The following is an 18,930-nucleotide window of genomic DNA, read 5'->3' as shown; positions in this document are numbered from 1 at the left end:
TTTCACTAGAGTGTTGTTGAGTTTATTATTTGCTATTACTCCGATAATTAACCGCTAGAGGTAATATGGCCGAGTTAACGAAAGCACAAATTAATGCAATTGCCAGTGCTTATAAAAAGCAGTCGCAAAAGGTCAAGAATTCGGTTAACTGGCAAAAAATAAGTGATCACTATGATGTCGGTGAAGTTGATGGCAGCAAAAAGTGGCTGTATTTAACCGCTAAAGACCGTGATATTTTACAGGAAATGGTGCAACTGGATTATGGTTTAGATGTGCGCCTAGAAGATTGCTTTAATGTTGACAGGCATCAGTTATCAAAGCGCTCTCATAAAGAGAAGTGGGCTAATATCCGCCCCGAAGCCAGCTATGTGTTAGTTAAACAATTAAAGGGTTACTCCAAAGCTGATCCGTTAATCGCGCCAACCGCAGCGCACGCCACAGCTAAACTTGTCACAACATCGTCAACCCAATCGTCAACGACATCGACAAATAACTTTACAACCCCCTCAGGGCCGCTAAGTGGCTTAAACGCAGTCACTGAAGTCGATACCTCCCAATCAACTGCAAAGCCAGTAACCAAAGCGAGTGATGAGCAAACCCAGCAACGTCAAACTAATAAACAGCAAGCGCTTGCTTTGTTATGTTATGAAGCAGATGTAGCGCTGCGTGTACCGATTGCTAAGGTGTTAGCGTATTGCCAGCAGGCCAATATTACCCAAGTGATTGTGGTTGAGAATTTAGATAGTTTTGATTGCATTGCCCAAATGAACTTTGATGATGCCATTGCTGCAACGCTCAATAACAGCTTGTTTGTGTACCGAGGTGGCGGAGTGAATTCTCCCGCGGGTTGTAAAGCATTGTTGCAACGCATTAATAACTGCGAAGTATTGTCTAAGCAAATTAAAGTGACGGCATTAACTGATTTAGATGCCGCAGGTATCCAAATTGCCACTTTACTTAAAGGTTGTCAGGGGATGATTGTACCGCAGTGGGTATTAACCTCGCCTGAAGATATTTTGTCTATGGTGCAAGTTAATGATATCAACGATGATCATAAGCAAGCTCGCGCCAACAAGTACTTACAGCATGCAATGTTACACAACTGGCAAGGGTTGGTTAATGCCATGCAACAATATCGCATCAGTGTGAAGCAGCAACATATATTAACCCACGCAATGTGTCTGACATATCTTCCTCGTAAAAAACAATCGTCATAGTGTTTTCGCTTTATAAAGTTAGTTTTTTCAAGCTGATTATGCTGTTTTAGTGGTGTTTCGGTAATCTTTTTGACATAAAATTTTTTAAAATATTTTTTATCCATGTAAAACAGTGGTTTAGGTTGTAGTGGTGAAATAATGACACTATTGCAGCATATTTATTACCAAGTGTAGATTGAATTACCTGTCTCAATGTTCCAGTATCCTTGTTCATTTTGCGGCTAAGCATTGTGGCTTAACGTTAAAAAAGCACTGATTTGTAGAATAAATATAAGCAGGTAACAGCCTGTAATGGGGATAAGTAATAATGAAAAATTCATTATCGACACGGATTTTTATTGGATTATTTGTAGGGGTGTTGCTGGGTAGTATTGTGCAATTTGCACTGCATGATGTGTCATTTTTTTCCGGCACCTTGGTGGATATTGCCAGTGGTATAGGCAAAATGTTCGTTAACATGATCATGATGCTGGTGGTGCCATTGGTATTTGTTAGTATTGTTTGTGGTGTCTGTGAACTGCAAGACTTAAAAAGCTTTGGTCGTTTAGGCAGTAAGACCTTTGGTTTTTATATTATTAATACCTTGATTGCGATTATGGCAGCCTTTGCTGTAGCCATGCTGATTGAGCCGGGTAAAGGCGTTGATATGAGCAGTGCTGGCGGCGTTGAAATCACCGCCACCGAATTACCTAACCTGATAACTTTACTCGTTAATATCGTGCCTAATAATCCGTTCTCTGCGTTTACTTCTGGCAATATGCTGCAAATTATCTTTATGGCATTACTGCTGGGCGGCGTCATCAAGTCGCTGGGGGAGCCTGTTAAAGGCGCGGTTAAAGCTTTTCAAATCGCAAACCTCATTATGATGCGCTTAATTTCAGTGGTGATGAACTTAGCACCTATTGGTGTGTTTGCGTTGATGTTTAAACTTGGCGCAACCTTAGAACCTGAAATTTTCTTTAGTGTGGTGCAATATCTGGTATTAATCCTTGGATTATTATTACTATGGATTTTCGTGGTCTATCCCATTGCTGTTGGCGCGTTTACCCAAGTATCGGCAAAGCAATTTAGAGAAAAAACCCGCGAGCAAATTTTGTTTTCGTTATCAACGGCAAGCTCGAATGCCACGATTCCAGTCACTATGCGCACCTTAACCGATAAGCTTGGCGTTAATCGCGCTGTTGCAGGCTTTGGTGTGCCATTAGGGGCAACGATGAACATGGGTGGGGTGTCGATTTATATCACTATTGCAATTTTCTTTGTGGCAAACGCATTTGGCATGCCAATTACGGGTGAGCAAATTCCTGCGGTATTGTTTAGTGTGTTTTTATTGTCAGTGGGTGCTGGTGGCGTGCCTGGCGGCGGGATGGTGATGATTGGTGTGCTTATTCATCAAATGGGCTTGCCTGTAGAAGCTTTTGCTATTGTCGCAGCGTTAGACCGCCTAATTGATATGGTACTGACCTCATGCAACGTAGTGGGTGATACTGCAGTGTTGACCATTGTGGATCAAACTGAGCAATCGCACTTAATCTCAGCAGAAAAAGCGTAGTTAGCTAGTTACTTAATTGATTTATGACTTAGATTATTATTAGCTTAGATGATTAATAGCTTAATTGATTTATGACTCAGATGATTAATAGCTTAGATGGTTAAGTATGGTGCTATTGCAAATCCTTTGGCTGCATTGAATGAGTTTATTCGTTATTTGATGCGCTACTTGTTCATTCAATGCAGTGATAGGCATTAAATTAAATGATGAGTTTGATTAAATGACATTAAATAAAAAAATACCGCCAATTGGCGGTGTTTTTTTATTTGGCTTAGTGTCAATACGCTTAATATTAGTCGACTTGAGGCTCTTGGCTGTAGTCTTGTCCGTGGTAACTTAAGCAAGTATCAACTTCATTGGCGCTGCCAAGAATAACAGCAACACGTTGATGGATAGCTGTTGGTTGTACATCCAAAATAGTTTGGTAACCGGTAGAGGCTTTACCGCCAGCTTGTTCAACTAACCACGCCATTGGGTTGGCTTCATACATCAAACGTAATTTATACGGCTTTTGTGGGTTCTTGTTGTCAGTTGGGTAAGTAAAAATACCGCCACGACATAACACTCTATGTACGTCACCGACCATAGCGGCTATCCAGCGCATATTAAAGTTGCGCTCACGAGGGCCTAATTCACCAATCAATAAGTCAGCAATATAGGTTTGCATTGGTGCTTCCCAAAAACGTTGGTTTGACATGTTAATGGCAAATTCAGCGGTATCAGGGGTGATAGTTACTTGGTCTTGAGTTAATAAAAATTCACCACTGTTCGGGTCAAGGGTGAAGAACTGAGTTCCGTTACCTGTGGTTAATGCCATCATGGTTGATGGGCCGTATAACACATAACCTGCCGCCACTTGGTCGCGACCTTTTTGCAAGAAACTTTGTTCAGTTAACTCACCCGCAGGGGCTGGTAGAACAGAGAAAATAGTCCCGACTAATGAGTTGATATCGATATTTGACGAACCATCTAATGGGTCAAAACACACTAGGTATTTACCGTCTTTACTGACTTCAACAACATAATCTTCTTCTTCTGATGCTAAACCGCGGACGTTGCCGTCTGCTTTTAGTGCATCTTTCAACATGTCGTTGGTAATAACGTCGAGTTTTTTCTGGGTTTCACCTTGAACATTTTCTTGTTCAGTTGCACCTAAAACACCTGCTAATGCACCGTGGCGAACAGCTTGGCTGATTGCTTTTGAGGTGTCGGCTAAGGTGAGAAGTAAATCGGCTAATGAGGCATTAATTGCTTGTGCAGTCAGAGTTTGTGCCAAGTTTTGCATGGTGATTCCTAAGACAGGTCGGGTTAAGGTCGTTGATTGTTGGTTTCTTTAGTCGCCAGCAATCGGTATTTTTTATAATTAGCGCGGATAATAGCGCACAATGGGGCATAATTCAGCGTTGTCAGGTCGGTTTTTGCAATGCAGGAGTCATTTCAGGCAGAATGACCAAGATGATCTTAATTTCTAGGACCAGTAATAATGAAAACAACATGGAAACAAAGGGCTGTCTCATTCGTTTCAGTCATGCCTTTGATTCTTGCCGGTGCAATGGTGTCTACTCCCGCCATTAGTGCCGCTAACACCACGGCAGCAGATATGATCTATTTAACTACAGCACCATTAACTCATATTGATGGTGGCAAAACACCATTAACCATTGAACGTATTCACCAATCCCCAGCCTTAGCTGGTACAAGCCCGCGTGGCTTGCAAATATCACCTGATGGTTTACGGGTAACGTATTTAGCTGGACGTGATGATAACCAGAATTTTTATGACCTCTGGCAAATGGACACCATCACAGGCAAGCGAAGTATGTTAATTAATGCCGATGATTTAGCCTCTGGTGAGCTTTCAAATGAAGAAAAGGCGCGTCGTGAACGCCAACGTATTTACGGCCAAGGTATTATGGAATATTTCTGGTCAGAAGATGGCCACTCTATTCTTATTCCAGCCTCTGGGCAGTTATATCTTTACCATGTTGCATCTAACAAAATAGATTCACTTAACACCGGAGAAGGTTTTGTTACCGACGCTCGCTTGTCTCCTAAAGCCCATTATGTGTCGTTTATTCGTGAGCAAAACCTATATGTATTGTCATTGGTTGATGGCGCGATAACAGCGTTAACTCATGATGGCAAAGGCCCAATTAAAAACGGCATGGCTGAGTTTGTTGCGCAAGAAGAAATGGATCGCATGACCGGTTATTGGTGGTCGCCAGATGAATCAAAAATTGCCTTTACTCGCATTGATGAGTCAGGTGTTGAGCTAGTTACTCGCAATGAAATCTATGCTGATGGCATTAAGCTCACGCAGCAACGTTATCCGTATGCAGGTAAAGCGAACGTAGAAATTGAATTAGGCGTTGTTACGCTTGCAGATAAAAAGGTGCAGTGGATTGATCTTGGGAAAGACAAAGACATTTACTTACCAAGGGTAAAGTGGCTGCCATCAAGCGAGCAGTTATCGTATCAATGGCAAAGCCGCGATCAACAAACATTAGACTTACGTGTTGCAGATTTAGTTAAGCAAACTAACCAAACTTACATTGAAGAGCGCAGTCAGTCATGGCTCAATATTAATGACGATTTACACTTCTTAAAGCAGCAATCTGGATTCATTTGGGGATCAGAACGCTCAGGCTTTAAACATTTGTATTTAGTAACAGGTAAAGATCATAAGCTCACGCCTTTAACTGAAGGTGACTGGGCTGTTGATAAGCTTGAGTATGTTGATGAAGCCAACGGTTGGGTGTATTTTTCTGGCCGTAAGGACAGTGTTGTTGAGCGCCATATTTATCGAGTGAATATCAATAAAGGCCCTGCAAGTATTGAAAAACTGAGCCAACGTTCAGGCATGCACAATGCCGTATTTGCCAGTAGTAAACCGGTATATATCGATTATTTCAGCAGTTTATCTCAACCACCGCAAATCAGTTTGCATCAACAAGATGGTAAGCCACTGGCGTGGGTTGAACAAAATCACATTGATAAGCAGCACCCGTTAAGTGCATATGCCGGTTTGTGGCAAATGCCTGAATTTGGCCACTTAACTGCTGATGATGGTCAAGCATTAGCGTACCGTTTATTCAAACCAGTTGACTTTGACAGTAGCAAAAAATATCCGGTATTAGTTAGAGTGTATGGTGGCCCACACGCGCAATTGGTAACCAATAGTTGGAGTGAGTCTGATTACTTTACTCAATACTTACTGCAACAAGGTTATATTGTCTTCCAACTTGATAACCGTGGTTCAGCTAATCGAGGTGTGCGTTTTGAATCGGTTATTTATAAGAACATGGGCGATGCTGAAGTGCGCGATCAAAAAGTCGGTGTCGATTTTTTACGTTCACTTAATTACGTAGATGGCGATAATATCGGTATTTATGGGCACAGCTATGGTGGATATATGGCACTGCTTTGCCAATTTAAAGCGCCTGATTACTTTAAAGCTGCCGTATCTGGTGCCCCAGTAACTGACTGGCACTTGTATGATACTTATTATACAGAGCGCTATATGGGGAACCCAAATACCAATAAAAAGGGGTATGAAAGCAGTAGCGTAATGCCTTATGTACAAGGTTATCAGTCGGGCTTGTTGATGTACCATGGTATGGCCGATGATAACGTATTGTTTGAAAACAGCACTCGCGTTTATAAAGCGTTGCAAGACCAAGGTAGTATGTTCCAAATGATCGACTATCCTGGTTCTAAGCACTCTATGCGCGGCGAAAAAGTCCGTAATCACTTATATAAGTCAATTGCGACCTTTTTAAATAGCCAATTAAAATAATGGCAGCAAATTAACCTATTTAAAATCCAGCCTCATGGCTGGATTTTTTATGTCACTTTTCGAGTCACTCACTTTAGGTTGTCACATTTATCGCGATTAAATGACTTATCGTTAATGGATACATCAGAGGGCGCAGGGGCAATAGTGTTGTGTTTTTTGCCATATTTGAGTGATATCCACTGTGAAATGCGACGAGTACTGGCGCGAACAATAAACCGATTAATACAGATATAAACGATATTTACTCAGTTGGGGATGGGATGACGCTAAAGCAGGCTATGCCAACTAAGCTTGCTAACAATAAGCAAGCTTAACGCTTAGCATTTCAAGGGTGTTTATATAGAAACAAAGCTAGTTAAAAATAGGCTATCTTCAAACAAGCAGTTTGTGTAAATGAATTTACATTGAGTCATTTCAATACGATCTTTCTAAGTGCAATGAAATCACATTAGACGTATTTAAAAATACGTTGTCCTGAATGCGTGCAAAGCTATCAACGGATTTAAAGTAAGCCACTGAAACAAATAAGCTGTAGTCAGCCCATTGAAGCTAATTTAGCGTAAGTTAAGCTAACGTAATATAATTTGTGCGTTTATACGAAGGTGATTTCAGCCACAAAAAAACCAGGCACAAGCCTGGTTTTTAATCGGTAACGTAGAAAAATTAGTCTTCTAGGTTGCCACAAAAACGGTAACCTTCACCGTGAATAGTTGCGATGATTTCTGGCGTGTCAGCTAAGCTTTCGAAATGCTTACGGATACGGCGAATCGTTACGTCAACAGTACGGTCATGTGGTTTAAGTTCACGACCTGTCATCTTCATTAACAAGTCTGCACGCGTTAAGATTTTACCTGGGTTTTCCACAAAATGAAGCATTGCGCGGAATTCACTGCGTGGCAACTTGTAAGATTCGCCTTGTGGGCTAACTAAAGAACGGCTGTTGATTTCTAAGCTCCAACCATTGAAGCGGTAGTATTCAACGCTGCCTTTTTCTTCTGACTCAATACCGGTGCTATTAACACGAGTCAATAAGTTACGAGCACGAATAGTTAATTCACGTGGATTGAATGGTTTAGTGATGTAGTCATCAGCTCCAATTTCAAGACCAAGAATTTTATCAACTTCGTTGTCACGACCAGTAAGGAAGATAAGACCAATGTTGTTAATTTCGCGAAGTTCACGAGCAAGCAACAGACCATTTTTACCTGGAAGGTTAATATCCATTACAACAAGATTTACTTTGTTATCTTGCATTGCTTTGTGCATTTCAGCACCGTCGTTAGCTTCAGTTACCACGTAACCTTCTGCTTCAAAAATACTACGAAGGGTGTTACGGGTTACGGCTTCATCTTCAACGATAAGAATGTGCGGGTTTTGCATATTAATTTACCTAAAATTAAAAAAGTCATGGTCTAGCATTTAACAGCTAGGGCTGAGCGCCACTTTTTCCCTTTAAATAAGCGGGCCGTATATTCATATTTATGGTGTTTAAACTTGTCTGCCTTGAATATAAACACGCTATAAACGCTGTCTAAATCTAGTTATTTATTTAGACTGTCATTCGTATGTAAACTAAGAGGCAACATCGTTGTTGACGGAAAGTGGATACATACGAATAAATTTGGTCTAACACCTCGATATCTAAGACGCTACAATAACAGTAAAGTTCTCTAGTAACGTCTTTATTTCTTTAATTTAATGTTCATCTTAAATATAGAACATGAAATAAACAGGTGTAAACTTAGCTTTTATAAAAAAATCATAACTGTCAGTACAAATGTATCAACATTAATCATTGATTTTATTATTAGCTAGTGATGAATATTGTACTCGTTTTAGGCATTTGTTAACAAATGAAATGTTAATAATATTTCAACATCAGAAGTTCATAAAAGGTTAATGGTGGCTAAGTCATTGATTGCTAACTACATTTATATTTGTTAACTTGTGATTGTTGTCACATATCTATCATGTTCAAAATCTATCTGCTACACTCTTTTGGGCTCATTTAAAGACAATTTAGATATGAATAATGTGAATTCCACCTTGTGGCAAACTTACCAACATACCCAGTTTTTATTAACACAGCGCTTATCAAATCAACATTCTTTTGCAATTATTACAGCTTGTAATCCTTTTGGTTCTCAGTTGACCTCTTGTCAAAACCGCTTATTAGATCGTCAGTTACAACAAACTATCCAACAGTTCAAACAACCATACCGCTCACTTTATGGGGCATCGCCTGATTTATCTCATCAAGAGAAAAGCTGGGCTATTTTCATTGATAAAGAGCAGGCATTAGCGGTAGGTCGCAAATTTAACCAGTTGGCAATCTATTATGTCGAGATGGGGAGATTATTGTTACTAGCTTGTGGGCAAGCACCACAATTAGAGTGTGAGATTGGCCGCTTTGATCAGCGACAACGCTTGGTCAGTGAGCTGCCTGATTTTGAATGTTAATCGACAAAGCCTTTTAGTTACCTAAATAAGCATGTTTTACTGCTTTTATGGCGTGATTTGTTATTGATGATGAATAAATAACACCATAACCGCTGATGATTGACCCTCAAGTTAATGTGAGCTTGTTAAAAAGAGTCACTGACGACAAGTTCGCATCATCAAACTCTATTTCTCTCTCCTTTTTTAACAATACCACTTCACTCAAAACAAGCTTAACCACAACCTCGCTATCAAATGACTGCCCAGCCTTTTTCATCTGGTGATGGTTAACCTCGGTAAAGCAAGCTGGCTTAACGTTGCGTGTATTTATAAATTGGCTTTTATATCAAGGTGTTAACGATGATTGTATCGGGCATTGGTTGATAAGCGCGGTTGATTGGATGATGATATTTTATGTTTAACCGGTTTTCCCATCTGCGTTACACCGATTTCGTTTTTATCGGCCGAAATGACATGCACCCAAGGCTAATGGCGGCGATGAAAAAGTGGGATAATAAGGATTAGTTTACAATAGTCGGTTATGTTTGAAGTGAATGTATATTTGATGAATTTAGCTCATCCGCAGCAATTGCTGATTGACTTTTAAGCAACATTCTTGGTATTTTTCTTGCCTTCCTTCATTGAGGGAGACACAGAAGAGGAGCGTTAGCTAGGTAGTAAGTTTGAGGAAGCTCAATTCCGATGATGACTTATGAGGGAGATTAGCGCCGAGGTAAATTAAGGTTGATGCCCTTTGAATACCGGTCGTACAGGTTGAATCCTGGCGATTGTCACCTGTTTTTTGGTGGAGAGCTTCTGGTGGTGATTGCTGTTTCCCTTCTTAAAGGGTGCGTTATCTTAGCACCAGGCTCTTCGAACGTTTTGAGTTCGGAGTGTATTTCATGTTTTATTCTATTGTTTTAAATCTATTTTCCTCTGTATTAGAGGGTATAGTCTAATGGCATTATTACAACCTATCCAGCCGTTATCTCACCTTATTGTTGCCAAATTTGGCGGTACATCTGTTGCTGACTTTGATGCAATGCAACGCTGCGCTGACATTGTGTTAGCTAACGCTCAAACGCGTTTAGTGGTGGTAAGTGCTTCTAGTGGTGTGACTAACCTGTTAGTGGAGTTGACCTCAAATTTAGATAATGAGCGCCGTAAAACATTATTAACCGAGATCAATGGCGTTCAACAACGCATTATTGCCAAGCTACATGAACCAGAAGCCGTTAGTGAGCAAATTGCAGCGATATTAAGTCGTATGGCTCAATTAAGTGAGGCGTTACTTCACCAACGCAGTAAAGCGATTATGGATGAATTATTATCCACAGGTGAACAGTGCTCATCGATTTTATTTGCTGCGGTTATTCGACAAAAAGGCCATGCATCGCAAATGTTTGATGTGCGAAAAGTGATGCGTACTGACAGTCAATTTGGTAAAGCTGAGCCTCAAATTGAGACTATTGCAACGTTAGCCCAAGATTCGCTAATGCCGCTATTAACTAAAAATATTATTGTTACCCAAGGTTTTATTGGCGCAGATGAGCAGCAACAAACCACCACGTTAGGCCGCGGTGGTAGTGATTATTCAGCCGCGTTACTTGCAGAAGCATTAACGGCACATGCCGTTGAAATTTGGACTGATGTTGCGGGCATTTATACGACCGATCCTCGTCTTGCTCCAAATGCCCACCCGATTGCAGAAATCAGCTTTAATGAAGCGGCTGAAATGGCCACTTTTGGCGCGAAAGTATTACACCCTGCGACAATTTTGCCTGCTGTGCGCCAGCAAATACAAGTGTTTGTTGGCTCAAGTAAAGCACCAGAGCAGGGCGGCACTTGGATCCGTCATCAAGTGGAAGATGAGCCGGTGTTTAGGGCTGTTGCACTGCGCCGCGACCAAACACTATTAAACCTTCATAGCCTGCAAATGTTGCATGCGCAAGGTTTCTTAGCGCACACGTTTACGACCTTAGCTAAGCACAAGATTTCGGTAGATTTAATTACCACCTCAGAAGTCAATGTGGCGTTGACGTTAGATAAAACCGGTTCAGATACAAGCGGACAAGGGTTGTTAAGTGAAGCATTACTGCAAGAATTATCGCAACACTGTCGCGTACGAGTAGAAGATAAATTGGCGTTAGTGGCCATTATTGGTAATAAAATTGCGCTAACATCAGGAATTTGTAGCCGTGTGTTCCAAGTGCTTGAACAGCACAATGTCAGAATGATCTGCCAAGGTGCCAGTCCGCATAATTTATGTGTATTGGTCGCCGAGTCTGAAGCGGCAAAAGTGGTCAGTTCACTGCATCAAAACTTATTTGAATAACAAGATATGATTAACAAGGCAAATCAGCATATGGCTGTAATTGATTCAAAAGCGGTTATGTCTAGCGTTGAACTAGGTGAATTGGCTACAGGGCAGCGCTTAACTGCGCCGGTTTATACATTTGAAGGACATGATAAGCAAGCTGCTAGCGTCTATATTCAAGCCAATGTCCATGGTGCAGAAGTGCAAGGTAATGCTGTTATTTATCAATTAATGCGCTTATTAGAAAATTACACCATTGCTGGCGATATCCATTGTGTTCCTTTGGCAAACCCATTGGGTATCAATCAAAAAAGCGGTGAGTTTACCTTAGGTCGATTTGACCCCATAACCGGCATCAATTGGAATCGCGAATACTTTGACCATAGTCCCGTCGTGGCCGATATCGCCACTTGGTATCAGGCGCACCAACAGTTAACCAATAATGAACTCTTTGACGCTTTTCGGGGGCAATTACTCACAAGTTGTCAGACTCGATTAGCCCAACCTTGGGGCGTATCAACCGGGCATCGGTTAGCGTTAACTTTGCAGTCAATGGCGCACAAAGCTGACATCGTTTTAGATTTACATACCGGCCCTAAGTCGGCTAAACACTTATATTGCCCTGAATATGATATGGCTGATGCCCGTTGGTTTTCGATTCCTTATGCGTTAGTTATTCCTAATGAGTTTGGCGGCGCGATGGATGAAGCTGCATTTTATCCATGGTGGCAGTTGCAACAATATTGCGCCTCAATTGGACGTAATTTTAATGTGCCAGTGTCGGCTTTTACGCTAGAGCTTGCTAGCCAAGAACGGATTGATTTAGTTGATGCCAAACAAGATGCGTTAGGTATTTTGGCTTATTTGAGCCATCGTGGGGTGATTAAAGAACATGTTGCGCCAAAGGTTATGTCACGTTGGGGATGCTATTTAGCGGACTATAAAAAACTTCATGCCCCAAGGGCTGGGATGGTGGAGTATTGCGCAGCAGTCGGTAAGCCATTAGCTGCAGGGCAAAACTTAGTTAACTTGCTTAGGCTTGATCAATACGGCAGCGAATACGCATTAACCGCAGTGAGTTTACCTTGTGATTGTGTGCCGATTTTGCACTTTGCATCGGCGTCAGTACATCAAGGTACTGAGCTTTATAAAGTGATGACCAATGTGTTTTCGCTGTAAACACATCGGTCATAATAAAGCTGAGTCAGTGTTATGAATACGAACAAAGCTCAGCGCAATCTTGTATCTGTTGTGCTGGCGTGTGTGAGCTTTTTAAGATTTCCATTGGCAGTGCCAGCATGTCGTTGCCGTGGCCAGCAAAATACCAAATGATGCCAATTAACGCACCTACAGTGATCAGATACCACACTGCAGAGAATATTTGTCCGTAACGATCTAGCGGTAATAAATGGCTTTGATGCCTTGTTTTCCATTCAAACACAATTTCTAAACTACCAATTAGCAGTAAAAAGCCTAATAGTGCTAAACCTAAGCTATAGCTAATAACCACGCCAATTGCAGCGCCTGCAATACAGGCAATGAGCCCCACGGCTGAATTCATTGAAAAGCTGATACTTTTTAATATGTGACCGCCATCCAGTGGTAAAATAGGTAATAAATTAAATAGGTTAAGCAAGGCATTAAATGTGGCTAACCCCGCAAAAAAGAGATTACCTGTCACCCAATAAGCCACAAGACATGTAAGTGACATCAACAAGCCAAATGTCGGCCCCATAATGGAGATAACCACATCTTGCCAGCGAGTATTAATGCGCTCGTCACTTAATGCTAATCCACCCATAAACGGGATTAAATAGATACCCTTGGTCTTCATATTGAAGTATTTCATTGCCCGAATATGACCATATTCATGGAAAACCAAACAGGCAATTAATGCCAGTGCAAACTCAATAGAAAACAACCAAGAATACGCCGCCACACTGGCGCCAACTAAAAGCGTTTTTACTACCTTGGCACTTTTTAATAATTTAAACCCTAAAGACGCGAGGCCAACTAGGCTGAATCTTGGCGGTTTTTGTGGTGTGACTTCTGGGACTTGTTGCTCAATATCTTGGGTGTTACGTTTGCCTTGCGTGATTTGTGTATCATCAACCCATAATTGGTAATTAAGCTCAAATGGTTGCCATTGCACCTCGGAAATAAGTCGTACCGTTATTGGACTAACATTGTCAGCTTCGGTGCCGGTGTGATTATCTGTTAATGGCTTTGTGGCTTGGGTTGCTAATTCGAAGCAGTGTTCAATGGGGGCTTGTGCATCAACGGTTGCAGCCATTTGTGAGACCAGTTGATTGTCCCAAAATAATTGTTGCCAACCTGCCATAGAGCCTTCAAGTCGAAGTTTTTTGCCAAGGCATTCAATATTGAGTAATTCCATTGCCGTGCGAGTATCCCATTCTTATTGTGGAGGCGTATTTTGCCAGAGAAGCTCATGCCATAGAAGCGATTGTTGTGACAACTGAGTTGATGAATGCCGCTGAAGTGCAAAAAGATTAATCGATTTGAGTCAATTGCTGCACTAACGTCATTGCTTGTTCTAAGCTAGTAATCTGAAGCTTACTGGCACAACATTGCTGCTGCAACTGGGCATAGGCTTGTACTGCTTGAGTCAGTTGCTTAACTGTTAGTGCTTGAGTTCGCTCTAGCTTAAGTGGATATGATATTGCTTGGGTGATAGTGATGTAAAAGCGTGAACCTTTGCTGTCGTTTATATAAAAGCGATTGAATAAGTTGTGTTGGTTTTGAGCGATAAACGCTGGCCATTGCTGGTGGTCTTCAAGGTGGAATAGCTCATCGGAATCATGCAATTGAATCAATATTGGCCAATGGATATGGGCTCCTGAAAAGCGTGAAGGTTGATGAGGTTGCATATTTAACGTCTAGACCTATTTCGTTAACTATTGTAATTGAATTGTACTTCATTATTGATGTTTTTTACGATACAAGGGCCGTGTTCTCGATGGGTACGATGCTTGGCTTTGCTAAGGTTGATTTCAACATTGGTGAAGATATGTTTACTGGCTTGAATGTAATAATGGTTAAAGTAGCCGTTAACCTCATTTAGTACCTCTTGCTGTTGCTGTTCTTCTTTTGCACGCTCTGCTGATATCTTTTTCTTTTGCGTTAACATCATTTGTACTTGCTCAATCATACCGGGGTCAGTTTGCCATTGGGCCTTTGGCGGTAACTTTCTAAGCCGCGCTTCTAGATCTAACCCCACAACGACTAAGGACTTTACGCTTTGCTCTAACTCTTTTAATTGGCTTTTAAGTAATTCTTTGTCCATCGCGCAGTAGAGTTCTGTTTTAGTACCGGCGGTAGCACCAAATGCGACAGCGTGAATGCCTTTAGCGGCTTGTGCACGCCCCCCAACAATGTCACCGCGGCGCGCTTGTTTATCGCTAACGGTAATGGTTTGCTTTGAGTAACTTTGACTATGAAGCAACTGCTTGGTGACTAAAATATTACCGTCGGCTTCAAGGTGTGAATATTGCACAAATTGGGCACAAATTTGCCCCTTTGCCTTAATAGTGGTGCTTAATTCGCTTTCTTTTATTTGCCGGCCAATGATCCCTTTACTGACAATGACATCGCCTTTTGCTTCAATATTAGCGGAGTCGACAAACCCCATAACGGTAACATCGCCTGTGGCTTTAACGTGCATGCCTTCTTGTACGTCACCGGTGATCAGTACACTGCCTTGAAAATTGACATGGCCGTAATTTACATCAACATTTTTAATCTGCAAGGTATCGTCAACTTGCATACCTTGCTGGGTTTCAACAGGTTGCCCCGATTTTATTGCAAGTAAATGGTGAGGGTTATTCTTGGCGATAGCTGTGCCGTCACCAACGATTAATGCAACGTCTTTACCTTGTGTTGGCAGTAATTTGTCACCATGAACATTGTAGCCTTCAACTCCCTCCGTAACGGGATGTTTCACCATTAAAATATCATTGGGTTTAACGGTGATCATGGAGCCTAGGTTGCGCATGTCAACACTGCCATCGGCGCGTTCTTGTGGTTGTAATAAACGTTCACGCGCTAAGGGGACTTTACGCACTAAATAGGCATTTTTGCCGTTAATGGCAGGCTTACCTTTCGCCATGTTACCGGTGCGTGTTTCACCGGGCGGTAGTATTGCAAGGCTTTGAATTAAGGCAAGGATTTTGGGTTTGCTTAAGCCCATTTTGATATTGTGTTCTTTTAAGGTTTTAAGCACCGTAGTCAAGGTGACTTCCGTGCCACCCCAAGCAGAGGTTAAGGTCATCGAGGCTGACATTTTGTCGTCACTGACCTCTATGCTGACCTTACCATCTTTGCGGTTGGCAATAATAAAAAACAGCTCATGATCGCCACTTGGTTGGTTGTATATGCCGTTTATTTCATCGACAGCGTTAGCAATAGCACTGGTATTAGGGCAGAGCTTGGCAAAGTCAGGTTGGGTTAAGCAGGTGTGAATATCATCTGATGTAACAGGGCCGTGAGTATTAGGAATAATACGCAGCTCAACTTGCGTGTTATCAGCACTTAAACTGGTTACCGATGTTGCTAACATGATTGCCTTTTTTATTATTTTCAGTGGTTAGTATTAAGGCTGACAACCCCAACATGGGGTTGTCAAAAATACTATCAGGTAAGTAATCTAACGGAAAATAACGTTTTTCTCTAGTCACTTAGGTTGTGAATGTTAAAGTTTGTTTATTAAAAACTTAGACCTAAGTAGGTAGTAAATAATTGCTAACCATGGCAGGCGTATAGTTTGTACTTGTTATTTTGGGCTGGCACATCAAATGTATCAAAGTGTAGTGCAATGGTGTCTGCATAGGGTAGGTGACGATTGGCAACAATTTGCCATATTCCCTGTGGTATTAGGTGGGCTGCGCTGTCTTTGACAAACGCGGTGGCAATGTCGGTGGTCGCATTAAGTCCGTCATGAAATGGGGGATTTGAAACAATAGCGTTGAAATGCTGAGTGATTTGAGCAAAACCGTCAGAGGGATAAATGTTAGCACGCATATCGTTAGCCGCTAAGGTTAATTCGCAAGATAATAATGCCATAGCATTGATATCGATACAGCTCATTTTTAAGCTTGGATTTTGTTTCAATAACGCGGCAGAAATAACGCCAGTGCCGCAACCAAAGTCAAGTACTTGGCCGTTTAAATCGGGTAAGTGTTGCAGTAATAGTTCGGTGCCAGCGTCGAGTTTTTTCTCACTAAAAGTGCCAACAGCATTACAAATTGTGATCTCGCCTTGAGGTGTCGCTAACGGATATTGGCTTACCCAATTGTTGATATTTACGCTTGGTGCTTCGCTGATGAGCTGGCTAGTAAATAACAGGCAATGCCGCGCATTATCGCGTTTTACTGGCGTAGAGAAATACGCAGGCATTAATTTGGGTAATGACTTAATGCCGCCCTTATTTTCACCGACGATCATCAGTTGTCCGCCTGGGGTTAAATGTTGGGCTGCCAGTTCAATTAAATAACCGATTAATGCTTTTGCCTTAGGGAAGTAAATGATCACCGTATCAAATTGTTGTGGGTTGTCGCTGGCAGGTAATTGATGGCCAAAATGGCTGGTTAATTGAGGCGCTAGGGCCTTTTTAAGGGTGAGGTAGTGATTAAAGTCTAGTGCTAATGTGGTAACACTTTTAGCTTGAGTTAAAAGCTGCTTGGCTAAATCATCTGCTTCGTGGTTAATCAACAGTACGTCATCTTGAGCAACGTAATCAATATTTCGTAATAGGATTTGTGATGGGTTAGATAACACGATGATTAACTCTCTTTATTTGACCCATTGCAGGAAATTCACTGCTAAGGGGAATGTAACAAATGAATGACGCGCGGGTGATATCACTTCAGCGCAGCAAGCATTTGGATTTAAAAACGATGTAATGTATTAAGGCGATAACAATATAGCGGGCCTAGTTGAATTACTCTTTTTTGCAAAGGTGCGTGAGTTTATCACGCACGGATTTCACTGTAACCTTGCTTAATGACGCATTAGTGTAATGGTACTTTGCTTTAATGCTCGTGAGTTGTAAAGGGAGCATGTACCCAATAACGCCGATGCGTTAATGGCGTTATGGGTACCTTTGTTTTGGCCATGATTAACCGCAACCTTCATCATGTGGCGTTTATATAAAGGGGTATCAGGCATGGGTTGTTATTTCACCCGTTTATTTAACTGTCGATAATTCCGGTTCTTTGGGGGTATCGGCAAGTTTTTTAAGGGGGATTTCCGCCGGTGATTTAGGTAATAAGCTAATTAAATTGTTGGCGATATCGGTATTATCTTGATGGCCAATAAACAGATTAGCACCTGGGCCTGTAGCAAAAACTTGTACGTCTGAAGCCGTATGCCCAAGGCCAGTCCAGCCGGTATTGGAGTGTTGATTAATCACATCGATAATTGCTGTTACTAATGTTGTTTCATCTTGGCTGCGAGCTTGGGTTAATTGCTGCCATTGGGTGTCAGTTAATTTAACCTGTAATGCACTTTGCAACGGTTGTTGCCATTGCTCGTTATTGAATGCTTGTTTAGCTAACAACCACGGGCTGGCTGAGACATGCTGCAAAAATGCAGGGTTCCACGCATATTCACCGTTAGCACCGACAGATAATCCGCCAGTATTGTGATCGGCAGTGACCACGAGCAAGGTGTCTTTATGGGTGCGAACATATTGCTCTACCACTTCAATTGAGGCGGCAAATTCGTCCATTTCGTGCATCGCGCTGGCGATATCATTTGAGTGTCCCGCCCAATCTATAAGGCTGCCTTCAACGAGTAATACAAAGCCTTGCTGATGTTGCGACAATAATTCAAGTGACTTTTGGGTCATGGTTCGCAGCTGGTGTGCGTTAGGCTTATCGATAGCCCACGGCATTTGCACCGGAGCAAATAAACCAAGGACTTTAGGCTGAGTTACATCAGCGAGTTGCCTGAATTCGCTGATATGTTGATAACCTTTCGCAATAAACTTTTCTAATAGCTTTGCTGAGAAGTATTGTTGACCGCCACCTAAAATGACATCGGCATCGGTTTGCAAATAATCTTCAGCGATGTCGACGTAGTTTTTACGGCTTTCATTGTGGACTAAAAAAGCGGCTGGGGTAGCATGATTCACTTGTGATGTAACGGCTATGCCAGTGGCCATCCCTCGTTGTTTGGCCAGTTCAAACAGGGTGGGTAACGGTTGCTTTTGTTCATCGACAGAAATGGCACCGTTATAGGTTTTGTAACCAGTAGCCAATGCAGTTGCTGAGGCGGCGCTATCCGTAATAAAGCCACTACTCGGCGCAGGATTCGTTGATGACATGCCGACTAATAAACGGTCAAACACTGTTTGCTCAATTTCTTGAGTCTCAGGGTTATCTTTATAGTAACGGTAGGCCGTAGTGTAAGCTGGCCCCATGCCATCACCAATCATGACCACAATATTTTTCGGTACAGTCGGCAGTGTTGAATGGCTGTTTTGACCGTAATATTGTGGTGCAAGTTGGTTAACTGTGTCTGCAGCCTGTGTTATCCCACTAACGAGAAAACTTAATCCTAGTGCCAGTAGTGTCGTTAAACGCATAATAAT

13 protein-coding genes and 1 riboswitch are annotated in these 18,930 nt (G+C 41.8%); of the genes, 6 read left to right on the top strand and 7 right to left on the bottom strand.

The window, feature by feature from the left end:
- Positions 1 to 65: 65 nt before the first annotated feature.
- On the top strand, positions 66 to 1,217 hold the full coding sequence (locus G3R48_RS10250; protein ID WP_153664757.1) for a DUF7281 domain-containing protein: 1,152 nt from the start codon (positions 66 to 68) through the stop codon (positions 1,215 to 1,217).
- A gap of 307 nt (positions 1,218 to 1,524) precedes the next feature.
- Complete coding sequence (locus G3R48_RS10245; protein ID WP_153664755.1) at positions 1,525 to 2,769, top strand: dicarboxylate/amino acid:cation symporter; 1,245 nt, start codon at positions 1,525 to 1,527, stop codon at positions 2,767 to 2,769.
- Positions 2,770 to 3,061: 292 nt separating this feature from the next.
- Here the strand turns inward: G3R48_RS10245 and G3R48_RS10240 are convergent, their stop codons facing one another.
- The gene (locus G3R48_RS10240; protein WP_153664753.1) at positions 3,062 to 4,054 is read right to left on the bottom strand and encodes a class 1 fructose-bisphosphatase; all 993 of its coding nucleotides are present in this window, start codon (positions 4,052 to 4,054) and stop codon (positions 3,062 to 3,064) included.
- Positions 4,055 to 4,252: 198 nt separating this feature from the next.
- Between G3R48_RS10240 and G3R48_RS10235 the strand changes: the two genes are divergently transcribed.
- The gene (locus tag G3R48_RS10235; RefSeq protein WP_153664751.1) at positions 4,253 to 6,565 is read left to right on the top strand and encodes a S9 family peptidase; all 2,313 of its coding nucleotides are present in this window, start codon (positions 4,253 to 4,255) and stop codon (positions 6,563 to 6,565) included.
- 663 nt (positions 6,566 to 7,228) lie between these two features.
- Here the strand turns inward: G3R48_RS10235 and arcA are convergent.
- The gene (gene arcA / locus G3R48_RS10230) at positions 7,229 to 7,945 is read right to left on the bottom strand and encodes a two-component system response regulator ArcA (protein WP_153664749.1); all 717 of its coding nucleotides are present in this window, start codon (positions 7,943 to 7,945) and stop codon (positions 7,229 to 7,231) included.
- A 645-nt stretch (positions 7,946 to 8,590) separates the two neighbouring features.
- Between arcA and G3R48_RS10225 the strand changes: the two genes are divergently transcribed.
- The 3 genes from G3R48_RS10225 to G3R48_RS10215 all read left to right on the top strand — a co-directional run bounded on the left by G3R48_RS10225 (position 8,591) and on the right by G3R48_RS10215 (position 12,500).
- Positions 8,591 to 9,025 (top strand): DUF3293 domain-containing protein, encoded by a 435-nt coding sequence (locus tag G3R48_RS10225; protein ID WP_153664747.1) that lies wholly within the window; start codon positions 8,591 to 8,593, stop codon positions 9,023 to 9,025.
- A 627-nt stretch (positions 9,026 to 9,652) separates the two neighbouring features.
- Positions 9,653 to 9,828, top strand: a riboswitch (Lysine riboswitch).
- Between the two features lie 134 nt (positions 9,829 to 9,962).
- On the top strand, positions 9,963 to 11,339 hold the full coding sequence (gene lysC, locus G3R48_RS10220) for a lysine-sensitive aspartokinase 3 (RefSeq protein WP_153664745.1): 1,377 nt from the start codon (positions 9,963 to 9,965) through the stop codon (positions 11,337 to 11,339).
- Between the two features lie 30 nt (positions 11,340 to 11,369).
- Complete coding sequence (locus G3R48_RS10215; RefSeq protein WP_153664743.1) at positions 11,370 to 12,500, top strand: succinylglutamate desuccinylase/aspartoacylase family protein; 1,131 nt, start codon at positions 11,370 to 11,372, stop codon at positions 12,498 to 12,500.
- A 31-nt stretch (positions 12,501 to 12,531) separates the two neighbouring features.
- Here the strand turns inward: G3R48_RS10215 and G3R48_RS10210 are convergent, their stop codons facing one another.
- The 5 genes from G3R48_RS10210 to G3R48_RS10190 all read right to left on the bottom strand — a co-directional run bounded on the left by G3R48_RS10210 (position 12,532) and on the right by G3R48_RS10190 (position 18,924).
- Entirely contained in the window at positions 12,532 to 13,716 is a 1,185-nt protein-coding gene (locus tag G3R48_RS10210; RefSeq protein ID WP_153664741.1) for a site-2 protease family protein, read from the bottom strand.
- A gap of 115 nt (positions 13,717 to 13,831) precedes the next feature.
- The gene (locus G3R48_RS10205; protein WP_153664739.1) at positions 13,832 to 14,209 is read right to left on the bottom strand and encodes a DUF4144 family protein; all 378 of its coding nucleotides are present in this window, start codon (positions 14,207 to 14,209) and stop codon (positions 13,832 to 13,834) included.
- Positions 14,210 to 14,232: 23 nt separating this feature from the next.
- Entirely contained in the window at positions 14,233 to 15,897 is a 1,665-nt protein-coding gene (locus G3R48_RS10200; protein ID WP_153664737.1) for a flagellar assembly protein A, read from the bottom strand.
- A gap of 182 nt (positions 15,898 to 16,079) precedes the next feature.
- Positions 16,080 to 17,114, bottom strand: a complete 1,035-nt coding sequence (locus tag G3R48_RS10195) for a methyltransferase (RefSeq protein WP_212593310.1) — start codon at positions 17,112 to 17,114, stop codon at positions 16,080 to 16,082.
- A 409-nt stretch (positions 17,115 to 17,523) separates the two neighbouring features.
- Positions 17,524 to 18,924 carry an alkaline phosphatase gene (locus tag G3R48_RS10190; RefSeq protein WP_153664735.1) on the bottom strand — a complete coding sequence of 467 codons (1,401 nt, stop codon included), beginning with the start codon at positions 18,922 to 18,924 and terminating at the stop codon, positions 17,524 to 17,526.
- Between the last annotated feature and the right edge of the window lie 6 nt (positions 18,925 to 18,930).

This window comes from Shewanella intestini (genome assembly GCF_018221465.1).
GTDB lineage: Bacteria > Pseudomonadota > Gammaproteobacteria > Enterobacterales > Shewanellaceae > Shewanella > Shewanella intestini.
The sequence above is the reverse complement of the archived record's forward strand: the minus strand, read 5'-3'. Positions and strand labels throughout refer to the sequence as shown.

Bases quoted from the DNA above. Each gene is read 5' to 3' on its own strand.
- arcA (WP_153664749.1), bottom strand. From the start codon at position 7,945: ATGCAAAACCCGCACATTCTTATCGTTGAAGATGAAGCCGTAACCCGT.
- G3R48_RS10215 (WP_153664743.1), top strand. From the start codon at position 11,370: ATGGCTGTAATTGATTCAAAAGCGGTTATGTCTAGCGTTGAACTAGGT.
- lysC (WP_153664745.1), top strand. From the start codon at position 9,963: ATGGCATTATTACAACCTATCCAGCCGTTATCTCACCTTATTGTTGCC.
- G3R48_RS10225 (WP_153664747.1), top strand. From the start codon at position 8,591: ATGAATAATGTGAATTCCACCTTGTGGCAAACTTACCAACATACCCAG.
- G3R48_RS10240 (WP_153664753.1), bottom strand. From the start codon at position 4,054: ATGCAAAACTTGGCACAAACTCTGACTGCACAAGCAATTAATGCCTCA.
- G3R48_RS10190 (WP_153664735.1), bottom strand. From the start codon at position 18,924: ATGCGTTTAACGACACTACTGGCACTAGGATTAAGTTTTCTCGTTAGT.
- G3R48_RS10210 (WP_153664741.1), bottom strand. From the start codon at position 13,716: ATGGAATTACTCAATATTGAATGCCTTGGCAAAAAACTTCGACTTGAA.
- G3R48_RS10235 (WP_153664751.1), top strand. From the start codon at position 4,253: ATGAAAACAACATGGAAACAAAGGGCTGTCTCATTCGTTTCAGTCATG.
- G3R48_RS10245 (WP_153664755.1), top strand. From the start codon at position 1,525: ATGAAAAATTCATTATCGACACGGATTTTTATTGGATTATTTGTAGGG.
- G3R48_RS10205 (WP_153664739.1), bottom strand. From the start codon at position 14,209: ATGCAACCTCATCAACCTTCACGCTTTTCAGGAGCCCATATCCATTGG.
- G3R48_RS10200 (WP_153664737.1), bottom strand. From the start codon at position 15,897: ATGTTAGCAACATCGGTAACCAGTTTAAGTGCTGATAACACGCAAGTT.
- G3R48_RS10250 (WP_153664757.1), top strand. From the start codon at position 66: ATGGCCGAGTTAACGAAAGCACAAATTAATGCAATTGCCAGTGCTTAT.